Annotated in this window: 16 protein-coding genes; all 16 read left to right on the forward strand. The window is 68.0% G+C overall.

From position 1 onward, the window contains the following. The first annotated feature begins 54 nt into the window (after positions 1-54). The 16 genes from G4D83_RS37485 (at position 55) to G4D83_RS37560 (ending at position 19,471) form a co-directional block, all read left to right on the forward strand. A complete protein-coding gene (locus G4D83_RS37485; protein WP_163869708.1) occupies positions 55-1,122 on the forward strand; it encodes a PhoH family protein in 1,068 nt (355 codons plus the stop codon). Between the two features lie 135 nt (positions 1,123-1,257). After that, positions 1,258-3,750 (forward strand): HD family phosphohydrolase, encoded by a 2,493-nt coding sequence (locus G4D83_RS37490; protein WP_205522814.1) that lies wholly within the window; start codon positions 1,258-1,260, stop codon positions 3,748-3,750. Between the two features lie 25 nt (positions 3,751-3,775). Further along, a complete protein-coding gene (gene ybeY / locus G4D83_RS37495; protein ID WP_163869710.1) occupies positions 3,776-4,633 on the forward strand; it encodes an rRNA maturation RNase YbeY in 858 nt (285 codons plus the stop codon). Positions 4,634-4,733: 100 nt separating this feature from the next. Then, entirely contained in the window at positions 4,734-6,059 is a 1,326-nt protein-coding gene (locus G4D83_RS37500; protein WP_163869711.1) for an Lnb N-terminal periplasmic domain-containing protein, read from the forward strand. Positions 6,060-6,129: 70 nt separating this feature from the next. Next, positions 6,130-7,252, forward strand: a protein-coding gene (prfB, locus tag G4D83_RS37505; protein WP_240357043.1) for a peptide chain release factor 2 whose coding sequence is annotated in 2 segments (ribosomal slippage) — positions 6,130-6,198 and positions 6,200-7,252 — 1,122 coding nt in all. Because the reading frame shifts where the segments join, the coding sequence is not laid out codon by codon here. Between the two features lie 124 nt (positions 7,253-7,376). Beyond that, complete coding sequence (locus tag G4D83_RS37510; RefSeq protein ID WP_163869712.1) at positions 7,377-8,003, forward strand: RNA polymerase sigma factor; 627 nt, start codon at positions 7,377-7,379, stop codon at positions 8,001-8,003. Continuing rightward, the gene (locus G4D83_RS37515) at positions 8,000-8,383 is read left to right on the forward strand and encodes an anti-sigma factor family protein (RefSeq protein WP_163869713.1); all 384 of its coding nucleotides are present in this window, start codon (positions 8,000-8,002) and stop codon (positions 8,381-8,383) included. Before G4D83_RS37510 ends, G4D83_RS37515 begins: the two co-directional genes overlap by 4 nt. 73 nt (positions 8,384-8,456) lie before the next feature. After that, a complete protein-coding gene (lysS, locus tag G4D83_RS37520; RefSeq protein ID WP_163869714.1) occupies positions 8,457-9,989 on the forward strand; it encodes a lysine--tRNA ligase in 1,533 nt (510 codons plus the stop codon). 12 nt (positions 9,990-10,001) lie between these two features. Next, positions 10,002-12,395 carry an ABC transporter permease gene (locus G4D83_RS37525; protein ID WP_163869715.1) on the forward strand — a complete coding sequence of 798 codons (2,394 nt, stop codon included), beginning with the start codon at positions 10,002-10,004 and terminating at the stop codon, positions 12,393-12,395. A gap of 2 nt (positions 12,396-12,397) precedes the next feature. Next, on the forward strand, positions 12,398-13,072 hold the full coding sequence (locus tag G4D83_RS37530) for an ABC transporter ATP-binding protein (protein WP_163869716.1): 675 nt from the start codon (positions 12,398-12,400) through the stop codon (positions 13,070-13,072). Positions 13,073-13,148: 76 nt separating this feature from the next. Next, the gene (gene bamA, locus G4D83_RS37535) at positions 13,149-15,608 is read left to right on the forward strand and encodes an outer membrane protein assembly factor BamA (RefSeq protein WP_240357044.1); all 2,460 of its coding nucleotides are present in this window, start codon (positions 13,149-13,151) and stop codon (positions 15,606-15,608) included. Between the two features lie 103 nt (positions 15,609-15,711). Continuing rightward, a complete protein-coding gene (locus G4D83_RS37540) occupies positions 15,712-16,272 on the forward strand; it encodes an OmpH/Skp family outer membrane protein (protein WP_163869718.1) in 561 nt (186 codons plus the stop codon). 10 nt (positions 16,273-16,282) lie between these two features. After that, positions 16,283-17,347 carry a UDP-3-O-(3-hydroxymyristoyl)glucosamine N-acyltransferase gene (gene lpxD / locus G4D83_RS37545; protein ID WP_163869719.1) on the forward strand — a complete coding sequence of 355 codons (1,065 nt, stop codon included), beginning with the start codon at positions 16,283-16,285 and terminating at the stop codon, positions 17,345-17,347. Next, a complete protein-coding gene (gene fabZ / locus G4D83_RS37550) occupies positions 17,347-17,814 on the forward strand; it encodes a 3-hydroxyacyl-ACP dehydratase FabZ (RefSeq protein WP_141648302.1) in 468 nt (155 codons plus the stop codon). The genes lpxD and fabZ overlap by 1 nt, the downstream gene beginning before the upstream one ends. Before the next feature lie 29 nt (positions 17,815-17,843). Beyond that, the gene (gene lpxA / locus G4D83_RS37555; RefSeq protein WP_163869720.1) at positions 17,844-18,620 is read left to right on the forward strand and encodes an acyl-ACP--UDP-N-acetylglucosamine O-acyltransferase; all 777 of its coding nucleotides are present in this window, start codon (positions 17,844-17,846) and stop codon (positions 18,618-18,620) included. Between the two features lie 26 nt (positions 18,621-18,646). Continuing rightward, entirely contained in the window at positions 18,647-19,471 is an 825-nt protein-coding gene (locus G4D83_RS37560; protein WP_163869721.1) for an LpxI family protein, read from the forward strand. Positions 19,472-19,578: the final 107 nt, after the last annotated feature.

Consider the following 19,578-nt stretch of genomic DNA (forward strand, 5'->3'; position numbering starts at 1 on the left):
CAGGGGGGCGGCGTTACGTTGCAGACAGCGGTACCGACCGAGGAACGACACGCATTGCGAAATCCCGCCACGTTGGAAGCGACCGCAGCCGTTTCGACGACCTCCGCCAAGGTGGATGTCCGGGACAATGAGACGGCCATGGCGCTGTGCGGCAACCAGAACGAAAACCTCAAGCTGATGGAGCGACGCCTCGGTGTCCGGGTGGGACAGCGGGGGACGGAGTTCCATCTGTCCGGACCTTCCGACGCGGTGGCCTTCGCCGTGCGCCTCCTGGAGAACCTGGAGGGGATGATTCGCGCGGGCCGCCCCCTGTACCGCGAGGACGTGGAGCAGGGCATCAAGGTGCTCGGACGGGGCGCGGAGTCGCTCCAGGAGGTCATGCTCGGCCCGGTGCTCAAGAGCTCCGGCAACCGGCAGATTGCTCCAAAGAGCATCGCCCAGAAGCGCTACGTGGACGCCATCCGCGCCCACGACATCGTCTTCGGAGTGGGCCCCGCCGGCACGGGCAAGACGTACCTGGCCATGGCCATGGCGGTGGCGTTCCTCCAGGAGCGCAAGGTCAAGCGCATCATCCTCGCGCGTCCGGCCGTCGAGGCGGGTGAGAAGCTGGGCTTCCTGCCTGGCGACATGCAGGAGAAGGTGAACCCCTACCTGCGTCCGCTCTACGACGCGCTGCACGACATGATGGCCGCCGAGCGCGCGGCGACCCTCGTGGAGGAGGGCGTGGTGGAAGTGGCCCCGCTGGCCTTCATGCGTGGCCGCACGCTCAACGACGCCTTCGTCATCCTCGACGAGGCGCAGAACACCACCGTGGAGCAGATGAAGATGTTCCTGACGCGCCTGGGCTACAACAGCAAGGCCGTCATCACCGGCGACGTGACGCAGGTGGACCTTCCCACGGGGAAGATGTCCGGGCTGAATCACGCCCGGACGGTGCTCAAGAACATCGAGGGCATCCACTTCGCGGAGTTCTCCGACGTGGACGTCGTCCGCCACCCGTTGGTGCAGGAGGTCATCCGCGCCTACGACAAGGCGGAGCTGGCGCAGAGCGAGGCGAAGCTGGCTCGCGAGGCAGCCCGCGCCGCCGCGGCTCAAGCGACTCCCGACGCCGTTGTCGGCTGAGTCCAAAGCCCTGACCTACCTATGCCCACCCGCCCGTACCCTGGCGGGCGGGCATTCGTATTTCCGCCCCCGTGAATTTTCCGGGGCGCTGCGGCCTTGATGGAGCCACGGCCCCTATCTAGGGTGAGGACCTCCATGGACGAACCGGAACCGCAGTCCCCCGCGCCCAGTCCCTTGGACGCGCTCGCAGCACGCCTCGGGTTGGGAAAAGGCGTCTGGGGGCGGCGTGCGGTCCAGGTGTTCCTCCTGTTGACAGTCTCGGTGGGCGCCGGCTTCGTCATCTCCCCCGGCCTCTACAGCCAGCAGATCCCCGCGCTCTCGGAGGAGAACCTCGGCAAGCCCTTCCGGGCCAGCTCTCCGGCGGGCTTCAAGGCCGCGCGGGACTACGAGGTCGTCCACCGGGCCATGACGACCCAGCGGCGCCAGGACGCCCGGGCCGCCGTCAGGCCCGTCTATGACTTGAACCCCGCCGTGGTGGGACATCTGCGCACCGTGGTCCGCGCCTCGTTCGCGACGATGCGGGAGCGGTTGGCGGAGCTGACGGACGCCCAGCCGGACGCCGAGCCCGAGGAGGGCAAGAAGCCGCGCCGCCACCCCGCGCCCACGCCGGAGCAGGTGGAGCGCGAGCGCCGGGCCCGTGAGTCGATGCAGGCGGAGCTCCAGGAGCTGCTCTTCGGCCAGCGTGACGCGGGGCTGGAGGCGGAGGACTTCCAGGCGCTCTACGGGAAGGGCTTCTCGGAAGAGGTGGAGGCGGCCACGCTGGTGCTCCTGGAGCGGGCCTACCGCTCCGAACAGGGACCGGTGCACGTGGCGGGCTCCCGGGAGGAGCTGGCACGCGAGGCGCCCCAGGGGCTCACCGTCCGGGACGTGGTGAACAAGGGCGAGGACACGCTGCCCAACGGCGCGCCGCAGGTGGTGGACATCCGCGAGGCGCACCAGGAACTGGACCGCTTCGCCTCGATTCCAGGCAACCTCCTGCCGGACGCGCCCGGTGTGCAGCGCCGCGCGGTGCTGCGGCTGGCCAAGCGGCTGGTGCGGCCCAACCTGACCATCAACATCGCGGAGACGGACGCGCGACGTCATCAAGCCGCGCAGGCGGTGAAGGACGCGGTCATCTCCATCAAGAAGGGGCAGCGCGTCATCGGTGATGGCGAGCTGGTGAACGAGGGGCACCTCGTCGTCCTGCGCGGGATGCGCGCGGAGACGGACCGGTTGGACCTGGTGCAGGTGCAGCTCGGTGGCACGGGGCTGGTGGCGCTCCTGGTGGTCGCCTCGTACTTCTTCTGCCTCAGCGCGTTCCGGCGCTTCCGGCCCACGCGCAAGGACGGGTTGCTCCTGGGCATCCTGCTGGTGGGGACGCTGGCCCTGTTGCAGCTCTGGGTGTCCATCGCGGACGCCATCCAGGACCGGTACACGGCGCTGCCCATCGAGGCGCTCTACTACGTGTTCCCGGTGGCGGGTGGCGCGATGCTGGTGCGCTTCATCCTCACGCAGGAGCTGGCGCTCTTCTTCGCCATGGTGTTCGCGTGCCTGGCGGGCGTCATGCTGGGCAACTCGCTGGCCTTCGGCATCTACACGCTGGTGGGCTCTCTGGTGGCGGCGGACCGCATCGTCAAGGCGAAGGACCGCGTGGGCATCTTCCGGGCGGGCCTGGTGACGGGCGCGGCCAACACGGTGGCGGTGCTCTTCCTGTTCCTCGTCGAGGGCAAGGGGCTGTCGGCGGACACGGCCATCACCGCGGTGAGCGCGTTCATCGGCTCGTCACTGGCGGTGCCCGTCATGGTGATGGCGCTCACGCCGCTCATCGAGATGACGTTCGGCTACGCGTCCGACATCAAGCTGTTGGAGCTGGCGAACCTCAACCACCCGGCGCTCAAGGAACTCATCGTCCAGGCGCCCGGCACGTACCACCACTCCATCATCATCGGCACGCTGGTGGAGAATGCGGCGGAGACCATCAGCGCCAATCCGCTGCTGGCGCGCTCGTGCGCGTACTACCACGACATCGGCAAGGGTCGGAATCCGCTCTACTTCGGGGAGAACCAGAAGGGGGAGAACCGGCATGACGCGCTCGCGCCCGCGATGAGCGCCGTCATCATCAAGCGCCACGTGACGGAGGGGCTGGAGATGGCGCGGCAGTACCGGCTCCCCAAGCTGGTGGCGGATGCGATTCCGCAGCACCACGGCACGCGCACGGTGGGGTATTTCTACCACAAGGCCCTGAAGGAGCAGGAGGGCAAGGAAGGCGCGCCGCCCATCGACGAGAGCATCTACCGCTATCCGGGACCGAAGCCTCAGTTCCGCGAGGCGGCGCTGGTGATGATCGCCGACGCGGTGGAAGCGTCGACGCGGTCCATGACGGACCCCACCACGACGAAGCTGCAGGCGCAGGTGCAGAAGATCATCAACCTCATCTTCTCCGAGGGGCAGCTCGACGAGTGCGACCTGACGCTGAAGGACCTGAATCTCATCTCGCAGTCCTTCCTGCACACGCTGGAGGGCATCTACCACACGCGTCCCGTCTATCCGGCCGGCGCGGTGGGAGGTGGCAAGGCGCCTCCGTTGGTGGTGGCGGGAGGCAAGGCCGTGGAGGCGAAGGAAAAGCCGCGCTCGGCGGGGGCGTTGTGAGTGGGACGCGAGGGGTGGTGACGGCGTGAGACTGCGCAAGGGCAAGGTCATCCCCCGGGATGACGGCAAGCGCATCGAGGAGTTCGTGGGTGCGGCGACGACGGGGACGGATGCGGCGTCCGTGGCGCGGATGCTCGCGCCGCCGGGCTGGTCCGAGCCGGCTCAGCGTCCCGAGTTCGATGAGATGGTCATCGTCCTCAAGGGGGAGCTGACGCTGGTGGTGGAAGGCCGCCGCGAGCGCATCTCCGAGGGCGAGGTGGGCCTGGTGCCGCGCGGCAAGCGCGTCGTGTACCGCAACGACGGCAAGGGCGCGTGCGACTACTGGTCCATCTGCGCGCCGGCCTTCCGTCCGGAGCGCGCGCACATGGAGGCGCCGGCACCCCGGGAGAAGGAGAACGTGGTGACGGTGCAACTCGCGCACGGGCAGGGCAAGGAGTTCGGCCGGCTCCTGACGACGTGGGCCCGGGACTACCTCAAGCGCCTGTCACTCACCCACTGCGAGCTGTCGCTGTCGCTGGTGGATGACCGCGCCATCCGGCGGCTCAACCGCACCTGGCGGGACAAGGACAAGGCGACGGACGTGCTGAGCTTCCCCGCGGGCGAGCAGCCCCGGGGCACGCCGGGCCCTCGCCCCCTGGGCGACGTGGTCATCTCCCTGGACACGGCGAAGCGGCAGGCGAAGGAGTACGGCCGCACGCTGGAGTCGGAGATGGCGCGCTACCTGGCGCACGGACTGCTCCACCTGCTGGGGCATGACCACGAGCGTCCGCGCGACGCGAAGCGGATGGCGGCGCTGGAGGAGGAACTCTTGGGCGAGCGCGGCATGGTGGCGGACTCGCTCCAGGTGGACGCGAAGGCCCGCCGGGCCCGCAGCCTGATGTAGGGGCCTCGCACGGCCCCCTGGCCGACAATCCGGCATCCTGTCGATTGAGTCGGGCGGGGTGCATGATAGGTAGGCCGCCTCCCGCGTGTTGGACAAAGCCATGCCCCGCTTGTCGCTCATCGCCCTCTGCCTGCTTGGCCTGTTGCTCGCGGCCCCCGCGCGCGCGGCCTCGGACTTCGTGCCTCCCTGGGGAACGGGCGAGAGCCAGGGAGAAGACCTCGTCATCTCGCTGGCCACCTTCAGCCCCGGCGACGACGTGCCCTCCTGGTGGGGACATGGCTCGCTGGTGGTGGAGGACCGGCGGCTCGGCTTGGCGCGTCTTTACAACTACGGGATGTTCTCCTTCGACGAGGCGATGCTGGCCCGCTTCGCGATGGGACGCCTGGAGTTCTGGGTGGGGCAGGCCCGCGTCGACAGCACCTACCGCTTCTACAAGGCGGAGGACCGCGACGTCCGCATCCAGGAGCTGAACCTCACCCCGGAGCAGCGCCAGCAAGTGGCGAAGCGGCTGGCCGACAACGTCCTGCCGGAGAACCGCGAGTACCTGTATCACCACTACAACGACAACTGTGTCACGCGCCTGCGGGACATGATCGACGGGGCCACGGGTGGGCAGCTCCGCGAGGCGGACCGGGCTCCCGGGCGGATGACGCTGCGCGAGCACACGCGGCGCTACACGTCGGTGAACGCGCCGACGAGCGTGCTGCTCGACTTCATGATGAACGACGAGATTGACCACCCCATCACCCGCTGGGAGGAGGCCTTCCTCCCGGACGAGTTGGAGACGCAGGTGGCCACGCTCGAGCTCAAGGACGCGCAAGGGCAGACGCGACCGTTGGTGGCGAAGAGCTGGAACTACTACGCGTCGCCCGTCCGTGCGCGTCCTCCCGCCGAGCCGCCTCCCTGGGGCCCCTGGATTCTCGCGCTGGGCCTGACGCTGGGCGGTGGGGCGCTGGGACTGGCCGCCTGGGAGCGCAAACGGGGGGGGAGGGTGGCGCGGGTGCTGCTCGGCCTGGAGACCGCGGTGCTGGGGCTGATGCTGGGCATTCCGGGCACGGCGCTCTTCGTGATGTGGCTGGTGACGGACCACACGGTGGTCTACCGGAACGAGAACCTGTTCCTGGCCAACCCGCTGACGCTCCTGGCGGTGCCCTTCGGCGTGTCGCTGATGCGGGGCAACCCGAGGGCGCGCGCGCGGCTGTTCAAGCTGTGGGGCGCGCTCACGGCGACGGCGGTGCTGGGCATCGTGCTCAAGGTGCTGCCCCCGTTCGACCAGGACAACTGGCGCCTCATCGCGCTCATCCTGCCCATCTCCCTGGGGATGGCGGGGGCGTTCGGCCTGGACCGCGTCCTCGCGCGCTTCACCGGGACACATCGCGCGTCAGCGGACCCGCGCGACACCGTCGCTCGGCTCAAGACGCCCTGACGTCTTTCGTTTTCAACCTGTTTCCGCGCGGTGGCCGCTGACGGCACCGCGCGCCCGCGGAGAACAAGACATGGCGAACGATTCGATGGAGAAGATCAACGGCCTTCGGGAGCGCGTGTTGGCGCTCCGGGGGCATCTTTGACCTGGACCGCAAGCGGTCCCGCATCGCGTTGATTGAGCGTGAGAGCACGCTGCCCACCTTCTGGGACGACAACACCAAGGCGCAGTCGATGTTGAAGGAGAAGTCCGCGCTGGAGGCGGGCGTGGCCTCCTACGACAAGGTGATGCGCGGGCTCGATGACGCGCAGACGCTGCTGGAGCTGGCGGCGGAGATGAGCGACGAGGACACGGCCCAGGAGGCGGAGGGCTCGCTCGCGGGGCTGGACGGCGACGTCGCGAAGCTGGAGCTGGCGCGCATGCTGTCTGGTGAGCAGGACCGCAGCAGCTGCTTCATGGACATCAACGCCGGCGCCGGTGGCACCGACTCGATGGACTGGGCGGCCATGCTGTTGCGCATGTACACGCGCTACTGTGAGACGAAGGGCTGGAAGGTGGAGATCAGCGACGAGGTGCCGGGCGAGGAGGCGGGCTTCAAGAACGTCTCGCTGCGCATCGAAGGCGACTTCGCCTACGGCTACCTCAAGGCCGAGGTCGGCGTGCACCGGCTGGTGCGCATCTCCCCGTTCGACGCCAACGCGCGCCGGCAGACGGCCTTCGCTTCAGTGGACGTCTACCCGGAGGTGGATGACGCCATCCAGATCGACCTCCCGGAGAAGGACATCGAGCTGAAGTTCATCCGAGGCAGCGGCGCGGGTGGACAGAAGGTCAACAAGACGTCCTCCACCGCGCAGCTGCGCCACCTTCCCACGGGCATCATCGTCACCACGCAGACGGAGCGCTCCCAGTCGGCCAACAAGGAAATGGCCTTCAAGATTCTGCGCGGCCGCCTGTACGAACTGGAGATGAAGAAGCGCGAGGCCGCGCGCGACGCCGCCGAGGCCGCGAAGAAGGACATCTCCTTCGGCTCGCAGATCCGCTCCTACGTGCTGGCCCCCTACCGCATGGTGAAGGACCTGCGCACCGGCGTGGAGACGGGCAACGTGGACGCGGTGCTGGACGGTGATTTGGAGGAGTTCATTACCGCGCAGTTGTTGGGGGTGAAGAACCCCAACCGCAACGCGGCCATGGATTAGCCGCGAGCACCCGGGAACCTTTTTCCGCGCCTTGTTGTCGGAGGCGCGGTGGGGCAGGGGAACGGGATAGGCTCGAGGAGCAGTGGCCCCTCCTCCTCGGAGGGGCTGTCGCGGGAGGACATCGGTGTCGCCGGGCGGCGTGCTCGAAATCGGACAGGACGGGCCGGCCGCGGATGCGACCGCGTCACGGCGCGAGGACGCGGCCCTGCTGGCCCGCCTGCGCCAGGGCGAGCCCGAGTCCTTCGAGCAACTGGTGCGCACGCACCAGGACCGGGTCTACGACTTCTGCGTCCGCATGGTGGGGGACCGCGAGGAGGCCCACGACCTGGTGCAGGAGATTTTCGTCAGCGTGCACCAGAACGTCCGCCGCTTCCGCGAGGACGCGAAGCTGTCCACCTGGCTGTTCCGAATCACGAAGAACCACTGCATCAACCGGCTCAAGTACCTCAAGCGTCGCGGCCGGGGCCGCTCGGAGGAGTACGACGAGACGAGCGACCTGTGGGTGGACGGCCCGGGGGCGCCGCCCGCGCCGGATGCGGCCCTGGAGTCCGCGCGCGAGCGGGCCCGGGTGCAGTGGGCCATCTCCCAGCTCGAGCCGGATGCCCGCATGCTGGTGGCCCTGCGCGATATCGAGGGCCTGAGCTACGACGAAATCGTGGACATCACCGAGCTGCCCGAGGGCACGGTGAAGAGCCGGCTCCACCGGGCGCGCGAAAAGCTGGCGAACCTCCTGGGGCGGCTTGAGCCATGAGTGGATTCCATCGCAGACTCCCGGACGTGGACCCGCACCTGAACCACCGCGAGGCCAAGGCCCTCTTCTTCGCGCTCGCTGACGACGAGCTGCCTGCCCCCCAGGCGCAGGCGGTGCGTACACACCTGGACGGCTGCGACGAGTGCCGCCAGGGGTGGGAGGGATATTCGCGGACCGTACGACGTCTCCAGGGCGTGGAGCGGGAGAAGGCCCCGCCCGCGCTGGCGTCGCTGGTGATGACTCGCGTGCGTCGTCAGCGTCGTTTCGGGCTGAAGGGCCTGCACATGGCCCACATGCAGCACCGCTTTCCGGTGGAGATCCTCATCCCCCTGCTGCTCGCCGCGGCGGTGGCCGCCTTCCTGGTGATGGCCGCCCCCTGAAGCTTCCCGATGTGTTGCGTTGCGTCCTGAGGGAGCCTTGGCTACGGTGCCGCGCCTCTTGGAAGGGCGCGCGATGGCTGACGACCAGAACAACGACCTGGGCTCGAAGGAGCAGGAAATCTACGACCAGCGGCTGGAGAAGGCCGCGAAATGGCGTGAGGCCGGCTTCAACCCTTACGGCAATGGCCACCGCCCCCAGCACCTCGCGGCCGACATCCTCGCGAAACACGCGGACGCCACCCCGGAGGCGCTGGAGCAGACGCCCGCGACCTACGAGGTCGCGGGGCGGCTCGTGGCCATGCGCTCGTTCGGCAAGGCCGCCTTCATCAAGCTGAGAGATCGCTCCGGCGAAATCCAGGTCCACATGAAGAAGGACGCGCTCGCGGAGGCGTACGAGGTCTTCAAGCTGTGTGATTTGGGCGACTTCCTGGGCGTCACCGGCACGCTGTTCCGCTCGAAGACGGGCGAGCTGACGCTGGCGGCGACGAAGTTCGCGCCGCTCACCAAGTCCCTGCGGCCCCTGCCGGAGAAGTGGCACGGCCTGACGGACGTGGAGATCCGCTACCGCCAGCGCTACCTGGACCTCGTGTCCAACCCGGAGGTGAAGCAGACCTTCCTCCGGCGCAACAAGCTCATCCGCTTCCTGCGCTCCTTCCTCGACGGGCGTGACTTCGTCGAGGTGGAGACGCCGATGATGCACCCGCTGGTGTCGGGCGCCGCGGCGCGGCCGTTCACCACGCACCACAACGCGCTCGACATCGACCTGTACATGCGCATCGCTCCAGAGCTGTACCTGAAGCGACTGGTGGTGGGCGGCCTGGAGCGCGTCTACGAGGTGAACCGGAACTTCCGCAACGAGGGCATCAGCACCCGGCACAACCCCGAGTTCACCATGCTCGAGTTCTATCAGGCGTACGCCACGTACGAGGACCTGATGGACCTGAGCGAGGAGATGATTTCGGAGGCGGCCAAGGCCGTCACCGGCGACTCCAAGGTGAAGTACGGCGAGCACGTGCTGGACTTCGGCAAGGGCTGGAAGCGCATCTCCATGGTGGAGGCCATCCGCGAGGCCGTGGGCGGCGGGACGCTCACCGACAAGGACATGGCGGACGCGGACAAGCTCCGCCACGAGCTGCTCAAGACGGCGCACGCCGAGTCCGAGCGGCGCGCCATCGACACGATGAACCACGGGGAGCTGGTGGGCGCCCTCTTCGAGGCCCACGTCGAGCACACCCTGATTCATCCCACCTTCATCACCCATTTCCCCACCGCCGTCTCCCCGCTGGCCCGCAGGAACGACCAGAATCCGGAAATCGCGGACCGGTTCGAGCTGTATGTGGCGGGGCGGGAAATCGCGAACGCCTTCTCCGAGCTGAACGACCCGTTGGACCAGAAGGGCCGCTTCCAGGCCCAGCTCGACGCCAAGCAGCGCGGACAGCAGGAGACGATGGACTACGACGAGGATTACATCCGGGCACTCGAGCACGGCATGCCTCCCACCGCGGGTGAAGGCATCGGGATTGATCGGCTCGCGATGCTGTTCACGGATGCGCAGAGCATCCGCGACGTCATCCTGTTTCCCCTCCTCAAGCCACTGGCGAAGTAGCCAGGAGGCCAAGTGCACTCGGCAGAACGGCAGACCGTCCACCGCTGGATTCTCCTCTGGGCCGGGGCCCTCGTGGCCCTGGTGGGATTCATCCTGCTCGCGTGGTCCATCTCCGCGTCCGGCGCCTGGGCGGAGGTCAGCTCCGCTTTGGGGTTGTCCCTGTTCGGCTGGGGCGGGGTGCTCCAGGCCATCAACGCGGCCTCCCTCCTGCCGGCGCATGCGGCGGTGAAGGAATCGCTTCCTCCGGCCGGCACCTGGTCGCTCGTCTCCGGCACCCTCATCTGGCTGCTGGGCTGGGGACTGGTCGCCGCGGGCACCCGCCGCGCTCCGGCGTCGACGGAAGGTCCGAGCCTCGCGGCCGGGGCTCCGCTCTACCCGCGCCTGGCGCGCTACCGGGACTTCTACTGGAGCACGCTGGGGGCCTACGGCGGCGGCATCCTGCTCGCCGAGCTGGTGCTCGTCCTCCTCCAGACGGTGCTGTCCAGCGGCGTGCCCTCCACGGATTTGAGCGCGGTGAAGGACTCGGGCGGGGGGCTGTCGCTGCCTCCCACCGGCGCGTTCGCCATCTCCCTGGTGATTGGCGCCGCGGTCGCCTTCATCTCCGGCTTCATCGGGGCTTCACGCGCGCAGCGGCTGTCGCTGCCGGAAGCCACCATCGGCGTGCTCTACCTGGGCCTGCCCGTCCCCATCCTCTTCACCCTGATGGAGCGGATTCCCTGGCTCCAGCTCCAGCTCGGCTACCGGCTGCGCGAGGTGACGTATGTGGCGAGCCTGCTCGGCCGTCCGGAGCTGGCGTACTGGCTGACCTTCACCGGCCTGGTGCTGGCGCTGGTGCTGGGCATCAACACGGGCTTCGTCGCCGCCGGCAGCGGGCGCGTGGACCTGAAGCTGGGCTTCGAGCTGTTCGTCGCGCGCCGCCATGTCGCGGTGTTCCGCCCGTCGCTGCTCTTGGGGACGCTGGCGGTGCTGATGTTCGGCATCATCCCGCCCCTGCTCGTCTACTTCATCATCCGCGCCGCCGAGGCCGCGGTGGAGCGCACCCGCATCCGCGCGCTGGGCCTGTCGGACCCTCTGGCCGCGTCGGAGGCGCTGCACTCGCTGAAGCTCCGTGAGCAGTCGCCCACCATGATGATGACCGCCCTGTCGGTGGGCGGCGTGGGCGTGGGCGTGATGGCGCTCATCATCGTCCTGTCGGTGATGAGCGGCTTCGAGGCGGACCTCCAGAAGAAGATCCTGGGCACCAACGCGCACGCGGTGGTGACGCGGTACGCCGGTGATTTGCCCGAGTACGCCAAGGTGATGGAGTCCATCCGCAAGGTTCCCGGCATCGCGGGGCAGACGCCCTTCATCATCAACCAGGTGATGATCGCCTCCGAGGGCAACGTCGACGGCGTCATCATCAAGGGCATCGACCCGGCCACGGTGGGCGAAGTCACGGACCTGCCCCGCAACATCCTTGGCAACAACTCGCTCGACATCCTCTACACGCCGGAGAAGATCCTCTCGCGCGGCATGGACGAGGAAGAGACCGAAGCTCCCAAGGACGGCGGGGAAGGGGAGGAGGGCGGAGACGACATCATCCGCCGCTCCGGCAAGCCGACGAAGCCGCCCGTATTGCCCGGCATCGTCATCGGCCGCGAGCTGGCCGCGTCGCTGCGCGTGGTGGTGGGGGACAGGGTGAACGTGGTGTCGCCCCTGGGCACGGAGCTCGGGCCCACGGGGCCCATCCCCAAGAACCGGGCCTTCCGCGTGGCGGCCGTCTTCTACTCGGGGATGTACGAGTACGACTCCAAGTTCGTCTACATCCTGCTCAAGGAAGCGCAGGACTTCTTCAACATCCAGGGCGCGTCCGGCATCGAGCTGAAGGTGGTCGACATCGATGACGCCCGGCGCATCTCCGGCCAGGTGGTGAAGCTGCTCGGTGGGTACCCCTACCGCGCCCGTGACTGGGGCGAGATGAACAAGAACCTCTTCTCCGCGCTGCGCCTGGAGAAGCTGGTGATGGGCATCATCCTCTCCATCATCATCATCGTGGCCGCGGGCCTCATCGTCGCCACGGTCATCATGCTGGTGCTGGAGAAGCGCAAGGAGATCTCCGTCCTCAAGGCGCTGGGTGTCCCCGATGGCGGCATCGTGAAGATCTTCCTCGCGGAAGGCCTCCAGATTGGCGTCGCCGGAGGGCTGTTGGGCCTGTTCTCCGGCCTCGCCTGGTGCTTCTTCATCGAGAAGGTCGGCATCAAGCTGGACCCGGAGGTCTATTACATCCCCGCGCTGCCGGTGCGCATCGAACCTTTGCAGACCGCGCTGGCTGTCGTCATCGCGGTGCTCGTCACCTACCTGGCTTCCATCTATCCGGCCCTCAAGGCCAGCAGCGTGGAACCGGTGGAAGGGCTGAAGGCGGAGTAGCCATGACGCTGTTGTCCATCCGCAACGTCTTCAAGAGCTACTTCCTGCACGGCAAGCGCATCGACGTGCTGCGCGCGGTGTCGCTCGATATCGGCAAGGGAGAGCTCGTCTCGCTCGTGGGGGCCTCCGGTGCGGGGAAGAGCACCTTCCTGCACGTGCTGGGCACCCTGGACGCTCCCGCCGCGGGCGAGGTCTTCTTCGAGGGCCGCTCCGTGTTCGACATGAACGACGCGGAGATCGCCGAGTTCCGCAACCGCACCATGGGCTTCGTCTTCCAGAGCCACTACCTGCTGCCGGAGTTCACCGCCCTGGAGAACGTGGCCATGCCGGCCCTCATCCAGCGCCAGGAGCGGACCGGGGCCTACACCTATGCCCGGGAGCTCCTGGAGCGGGTGGGCCTGGGGCAGCGGGTGGACCACAGGCCAGGGGAACTGTCCGGTGGCGAAGCCCAGCGGGTGGCCCTGGCACGCGCCCTGGTGCTAAAGCCCGCTGTCCTGCTCGCCGACGAGCCGACCGGCAACCTGGACCCGGCCACGGGCGAGGGCATCCACCAGCTCCTGAGGGACGTCAATCGAGAGCTGGGCATCACCGCCGTCATCGTCACCCACAATGAAACACTCGCCCGTTCCATGCCCCGCCGCCTGCGGCTGGCTGGCGGGCAGGTGTCGGAGGCTTGATGGCTCCGCGCTTTTGGATTGAGGGCGTCGCGCCCCTTCCCGTACATTGCCCCGCCTTTCTCTGGCCGGTCTCCCCTTGAGGCACCCCGTTCTGTCCCGCAAGTCACTGCTCCCGCTGCTGGCGGTCGTCCTGTGGTCGCTCGTGCCTGGCTCCGTCCAGGCGCAGGTGAACGGGGGTGCGCCCTCAGCGACCCCGGTTCCGAGCGCCCCGGCCCCCGCTCCTGAACGTCCCCAGGACGCCCCTGTCGACACCTCCCCCGCCGACGAAGCCCCCGCGTCCGAGGATGACCTCAACCGGGTGGTGGAGGTTCGCGTCGAAGGCAACAAGCGCGTGGAGGCGGAGGCCATCCGTCGCGCCTTGCGCACCAAGGTCGGCCAGCCCCTGGCGTCCGCCCGGAGCGCCGAGGACCTCCGGGCCGTGTGGGCCCTGGGGTACTTCCAGAACGTGGAGCTGCTCGTGCAGCGGCTGCCGCGCGGTGTCGCCTACGTCGTCCGCGTCGAGGAGCGGCCCATCGTCCGGTGGGTGACGCTCCAGGGCAACGAGGAGCTGAGCCGGGACGACCTGAAGGAAGAAATCGAGGCCAAGCCCAACACGATTCTGGAGCTGGAGACCGTGCGCAGCACGGTGAAGAAGATCCAGGCCAAGTACGTGGAGAAGGGCTTCTTCCTCGCCGAGGTCAAGTACCAGATCAAGCCCAACGAGGGCGGCAGCGTCGACGTGCTCATCATCATCAACGAGCACGCCAAGGTGATGGTGAAGCAGATCACCTTCATCGGCGCGGAGAAGGTCTCTCCGGCGGAGCTCAAGGAGACGATGATCACCCGCGAGGGTGGCTTCCTCTCCTTCTTCTCGGGTGAGGGCACCTACCGCGAAGAAGCGTTCCAGCGCGACCTGGCCGTCATCCAGATCGCCTACTACGACCGCGGCTTCATCAACGTCAAGATCGACAAGCCCACGGTCCAGCTCAGCGCGGACAAGCGCTACATCTACATCACCCTGCGCATCACCGAGGGCGAGCCCTACGACATCGGGAAGATCGACTTCTCCGGAGACCTGCTCTCCGACGTGTCGAAGGAGCAGATGGCCAGGCTGATGAAGTCGACGCCGGGCCAGCGCTTCAACCGCTCGCAGCTGTCGCAGGACATCCTGGGCCTGTCGGACGTCTACTTCGACCGGGGCTTCGCGTACGCGAACATCAACCCCGTCACCAGCGTCAACGCGGACAACCGCACGGTGGACCTGACCTTCGATGTGCAGAAGGGCCCCCAGGTCACCATCGAGCGCATCGACGTCGTCGGCAACAGCAAGACGCGCGACAAGGTCATCCGCCGCGAGCTGCGCGTGTACGAGGGCGAGCTCTACAGCGGCACCGGTGTGCGCCGCAGCAAGGAGCGCGTCACCGCGCTGGGCTTCTTCGAGACGGTGGAGATCACCCAACGCGCGGGAAGCACCGACGACACCATCGTCCTCCAGGTGGAGGTGAAGGAGAAGGCCACCGGTACCTTCCAGGTGGGCCTGGGCTTCTCCAACGTGGAGAACTTCATCTTCACGGCGCAGATCTCCCAGAACAACTTCCTGGGCTGGGGCCAGAGCGTCTCCGCGTCCGCGCAGATTTCAGGCCTGCGCTCCCTGGTGCAGCTGTCGTTCTATGACCCGTACTTCCTGGACACCAACTACCTGTTGTCCGCGGAGTTCTTCCGCGTCCAGGCCGACTACGACGGCTTCATCCGCAACTCCACCGGTGGCACCATCTCCATCGGCTACCAGTTCATCGACGACCTGCTCGGCACCATCGGCTACACCCGTGAGTGGGTGAACGTGGAGGCGGGCTCGAACCTGGGCGCCGTGCTCCTGGCCAACCAGTTCCTGTCCGGCACCACCAGCGCGGCGCGCCTGTCGCTGTCGTTCGACCGCCGAGACAACCGCCTGTTCCCGTCGCGCGGCTTCATCCACTACGGCTCGGTGGAGCTGGCCCCGGACTTCCTGGGCGGCACGTTCCTCTTCAACCGGTACACGGCCTACTCGCGCCTGTACTTCCCGATGCCGCTGGGCTTCGTCTTCAAGACGAACGCAACCATCGGCTACATCCAGCAGCTCGACTCGAACAAGCCGCTGCCCATCTCCGAGCTGTACTACGTCGGTGGCATCAACAGCGTCCGCGGCTACTACCTGCGCAGCATCAGCCCCTCGGTGAAGGTGCCCCGCTCCGGCAACCCGGACGCCACCGTCACGGACTTCCTCGTCGGCGGCAACAAGCAGCTCGTCTTCAACTTCGAGCTGGAGTTCCCCATCTTCGAGAAGGCCGGCCTGAGAGGCGTGCTCTTCTATGACGCGGGCAATGCTTTCGGCTCGAACGAGCGCTTCTTCCAGGACCGACAGGACAAGCTGCCGCTCGGCCTGTTCCACTCCGCGGGCTTTGGCTTCCGCTGGTTCAGCCCCATCGGCCCCTTGCGCTTCGAGTGGGGCATCCCGCTGACCAGGCGGCCGGAAGACGACCGGATTCTGTTCGAGTTCACTATCGGCAACTTCTTCTGATAAGCCGTCGTCCGTCGTCCCGGCCCCGCCCTGGCGGGAAGGGTTGAACAAGCCCGGGCGTCTGACGTCGGACCCTGTACCCTTCCCTGAGGAGCTGTTGAACATGTCGCTTCGCACCACTGTCGCGGCCATGGCCGCCGTCCTGTCGCTTGCCCTGCCGGTGGCCGCCTCGGCCGCCGACCTGAAGGTCGCCTACGTGGACCTCCAGCGCGTCCTTCTCGAGGTGGACGACGGCAAGGCCGCCAAGGCTCGCCTCCAGAAGTGGCTGGAGGGCAAGCAGAAGGAAATCGACGCCGAGCAGACCGCGCTGCGCACGGAGAAGGAGACGCTGGACAAGCAGGCCAGCGCGATGACTCCCGACGTCCGTGCCCAGAAGGAAGCGGACCTGCAGCGCAAGGTGATGGTGCTCGCCCAGAAGTGGGAGAAGAGCCGCGGCGAGGCCGCCACCAAGGAGCGCCAGGAGATGGAGCCCATCATCAACAAGATCGACCAGGTGGTGGCGTCCATCGCCCAGCGGGACGACCTGGGCATGGTCCTGGACAAGCGCGACTCGGGCATCGTCTTCGCGAAGGCCCAGTACGACATCTCCAACGAAGTGATTCGCTCGTACAACAGCTCGAAGACGACGAAGACGACGGCGGCGAAGGACGCCCCGACGAAGTAATCGGCTCCACGTGAAGACCTCCCCCGCACCCCGACGGCTCGGGGAGCTCGCCGCCCATGTCGGGGGAGAGCTCCTCGGTGACCCCGAGCAGCTCATCCACGGACTCAACGGGCTCGAAGAAGCCAGCCCGGGAGACGTGTCCTTCTACGGAAACACGCGCTACCGCCGCCAGTTCGAGGCCACGAAGGCCTCGGCCGTGCTGGTCGGCGGCGACACTCCGCCCCGCGAGGGCGTGGCGCTGGTGCGTGTCTCCAACCCGCACCTCGCCTACGCGAAGCTGCTGCGGCTGTTCCATCCGGCCAACCGTCCCGCGCCTGGAGTCCGTCCCGGCGCGCACGTCCATCCGGAGGCCACCATCCATCCGGAGGCCACGGTGCTCGCCGGCGCCTGCGTGGAGGCGGGCGCCCGCGTGGGCGCGCGCAGCGTGCTGTACCCCGGTGCCTATCTGGGGGAGCACGCCACGGTGGGCGAGGACAGCGTGCTGCACCCCAACGTCACGGTGCGCGAGCGCTGCGTCATCGGCAACCGCGTCATCCTGCACGCGGCCAGCGTGGTGGGCGCGGACGGGTTCGGCTTCGCCTTCAACCCCGAGGGGGAAGAGGGGCCGGAGCACTTCAAGATTCCCCAGGTCGGCAACGTCCGCATCGAGGACGACGTCGAGGTGGGCGCCTGCACCTGCATCGACCGCGCGACGGTGGGCGAGACGGTGGTGGGGCGGGGCAGCAAGCTCGACAACCTGGTTCAGATTGCCCACAACGTGCGCGTGGGGCCCATGTCGCTCATCTGCGCGCAGGCGGGCGTGTCCGGCTCGGCGGAGATTGGCACCGGCGTGGTGCTGGCGGGCCAGGTGGGCGTGGTGGGCCATATCCGCGTGGGCGACCTGGCCAAGGTCGGCGCCCAGTCCGGCGTGGCCCATGACGTCCCGGACGGGCAGGTGGTGAGTGGCAGTCCCGCGATTGCCCACCGCGAGTGGCTGCGCGCCAGCGCGGCGTCGGGGCAGGTGGCGGACATGCTCAAGGAAATGCGGGCCCTGCGCCGCAGGGTGGAGCAGCTCGAGAAGGCGAAGGGGGAGTGATGGACATCGGTGAAATCCAGAACCTGCTGCCGCATCGGTATCCGTTCCTCCTGATTGACCGGGTGGTGGAGATTGTTCCCGGCCAGAAGATCACGGCCTACAAGAACGTCACCATCAACGAGCCCTTCTTCAACGGCCATTTCCCGGGGCACCCGGTGATGCCCGGGGTGCTCATCCTGGAGGCGCTCGCCCAGGCTTCGGCCATCCTTGCGTATAAGAGCGAGAACATGGACCCGACCCAGAAGGTGACCTACCTGATGGGCGTTGACGGAGCGCGCTTCCGCAAGCCGGTGGTGCCGGGAGACAGGCTGCAGCTCCTCATCGAGGTGCTGCGACACAAGGGCGCCGTGTGGAAGACGAAGGGCACGGCGACCGTGGATGGCGTGAAGGTCGCCGAAGGCGAGTTCCTGGCCACCGTGGTGGACAAGAACAAGGACGCTGGAGCGGCAGAGGGCGCGGCGTCCTGACCGCGAGCTGGCGAGGCAGAGGAAACGACATGGCTCAGGTTCATCCCTCCGCGGTGGTTCACCCCGATGCGCGTCTGCACGACACGGTCGAGGTGGGGCCCTTCTCGGTCATTGGTCCCCAGGTGACGATTGGCGAGGGCTCCCGCGTGGGGCCCCACGTCGTCATCGAGGGCCGCACCACGCTCGGCGCGCGCAACCGCATCTTCCAATTCTCCTCGGTGGGCGCGGACCCGCAGGACTTGAAGTACGCGGGCGAGGACACCGAGCTCACGCTCGGCGACGACAACACGATTCGCGAGTTCGTCACCCTGCACAAGGGCACGGCGGGCGGCGGCGGGGCCACGCGCGTCGGCAACGGCAACCTCTTCATGGCCAACAGCCATGTGGCCCACGACTGCATCGTCGGAGACGGCTGCCGCATCGGCAACGGGTCCGCGCTCGCGGGCCACGTGACGATGGAGGACCACGTCATCATCAGCGGCCTGGCGGCGGTGCACCAGTTCACCCGCCTGGGCAGGTTCGCCTTCATCTCCGGTGGCGCCATGGTGACCATGGACATCCCCCCGTACGCCACGGCGCAGGGCGACCGGGCGGAGCTGGTGGGGCTCAACACCGTGGGCCTGGAGCGCGGAGGCTTCTCCAAGGAGCAGATCGAGCGCATCAAGGAGGCCCACCGCATCCTGTTCCGCTCGAAGCTGGGGCTCCAGGACGCGATGGCGCGGCTGCGCACGGAGCTGGCGGGCCACCCGGAGGTCGACCACCTGGTGGCCTTCATCGCGCAGAGCAAGCGCGGGCTGACGCGTTGAGCGGACTGAAGCGCTAAGCTGCGAACATGGCGCTTGTACTCCAGGACAGTAGAATCGGCCTTATCGCGGGCAACGGGCAGCTTCCGTTCCTCTTCGCGCGCGCGGCGAAGGCACGGGGGCTGGAGGTGGTGGCCGTGGCGCACCGGGGGGAGACAGACCCGGCGCTGGCCTCCGAGGTCGCTTCGCTGACCTGGGTGCGCGTGGGGCAGGTGAACCGCATCCAGAAGGCCTTCCGGGCCGGAGCGGTGAACCAGGCGGCCATGGCGGGCGGAATCGGCCGGGTGAAGGCGCTGAAGGACGCGCGTCCGGACCTGGGGGCCATGCGCATCATCTCCCGCCTGCGCAGCTTCCGGGACGACGCGCTCCTGCGCGCCGTGGCGGCGGACTTCGAGTCACATGGCATCACCATCATCTCCCCCACGGACTTCCTGGGCGAGGTGCTGTGCCCGGAAGGTCACCTCGCGGGGCCTCCGCTGCGCTCAGTGCAATCTCAGGACGTCGCGCTCGGACGCGAAGTCGCCGTGCTGCTGGGGCAGGCGGATGTGGGCCAGACGGTGGTGGTCCACGAGGGCCACGTCCTCGCGCTGGAGGCCGTGGAGGGCACCGACGAGGCCATCCGTCGCGGCGGTCGCCTGCTGGGTGGGCCGGGCGCGGTGGTGGTGAAGCGCTGCAAGCCGCAGCAGGACCTGCGCTTTGATTTGCCCGCCGCCGGGCCCCGCACGCTGGAAGTGATGAAGGAAGTGGGCGCCAAGGTGCTGGCGCTGGAGGCGGGGCGCACCGTGCTGCTGGATGCGCCGGAGCTCTTCGCGGGCGCGCGCGCCGCGGGCATCACCCTCGTCGGCGTGTCCTGAGCAAGCCTCTGGTGGAGCGCAGGTAGGAAGCCGGAGCATGCCTCCCCGGCTGCCCCTGGGAGTGGGTGCGCGCGGGTGAATTCCGTCGCGCCCGGCGCGTCTTGCTC

It is taken from the genome of Myxococcus eversor, assembly GCF_010894455.1.
Taxonomy (GTDB): domain Bacteria; phylum Myxococcota; class Myxococcia; order Myxococcales; family Myxococcaceae; genus Myxococcus; species Myxococcus eversor.

Coding starts and splice junctions, on each gene's coding strand:
- G4D83_RS37490 (WP_205522814.1), top strand. CDS start 1,258: ATGGACGAACCGGAACCGCAGTCCCCCGCGCCCAGTCCCTTGGACGCG.
- G4D83_RS37500 (WP_163869711.1), top strand. CDS start 4,734: ATGCCCCGCTTGTCGCTCATCGCCCTCTGCCTGCTTGGCCTGTTGCTC.
- G4D83_RS37515 (WP_163869713.1), top strand. CDS start 8,000: ATGAGTGGATTCCATCGCAGACTCCCGGACGTGGACCCGCACCTGAAC.
- lysS (WP_163869714.1), top strand. CDS start 8,457: ATGGCTGACGACCAGAACAACGACCTGGGCTCGAAGGAGCAGGAAATC.
- G4D83_RS37530 (WP_163869716.1), top strand. CDS start 12,398: ATGACGCTGTTGTCCATCCGCAACGTCTTCAAGAGCTACTTCCTGCAC.
- G4D83_RS37540 (WP_163869718.1), top strand. CDS start 15,712: ATGTCGCTTCGCACCACTGTCGCGGCCATGGCCGCCGTCCTGTCGCTT.
- fabZ (WP_141648302.1), top strand. CDS start 17,347: ATGGACATCGGTGAAATCCAGAACCTGCTGCCGCATCGGTATCCGTTC.
- lpxA (WP_163869720.1), top strand. CDS start 17,844: ATGGCTCAGGTTCATCCCTCCGCGGTGGTTCACCCCGATGCGCGTCTG.
- G4D83_RS37560 (WP_163869721.1), top strand. CDS start 18,647: ATGGCGCTTGTACTCCAGGACAGTAGAATCGGCCTTATCGCGGGCAAC.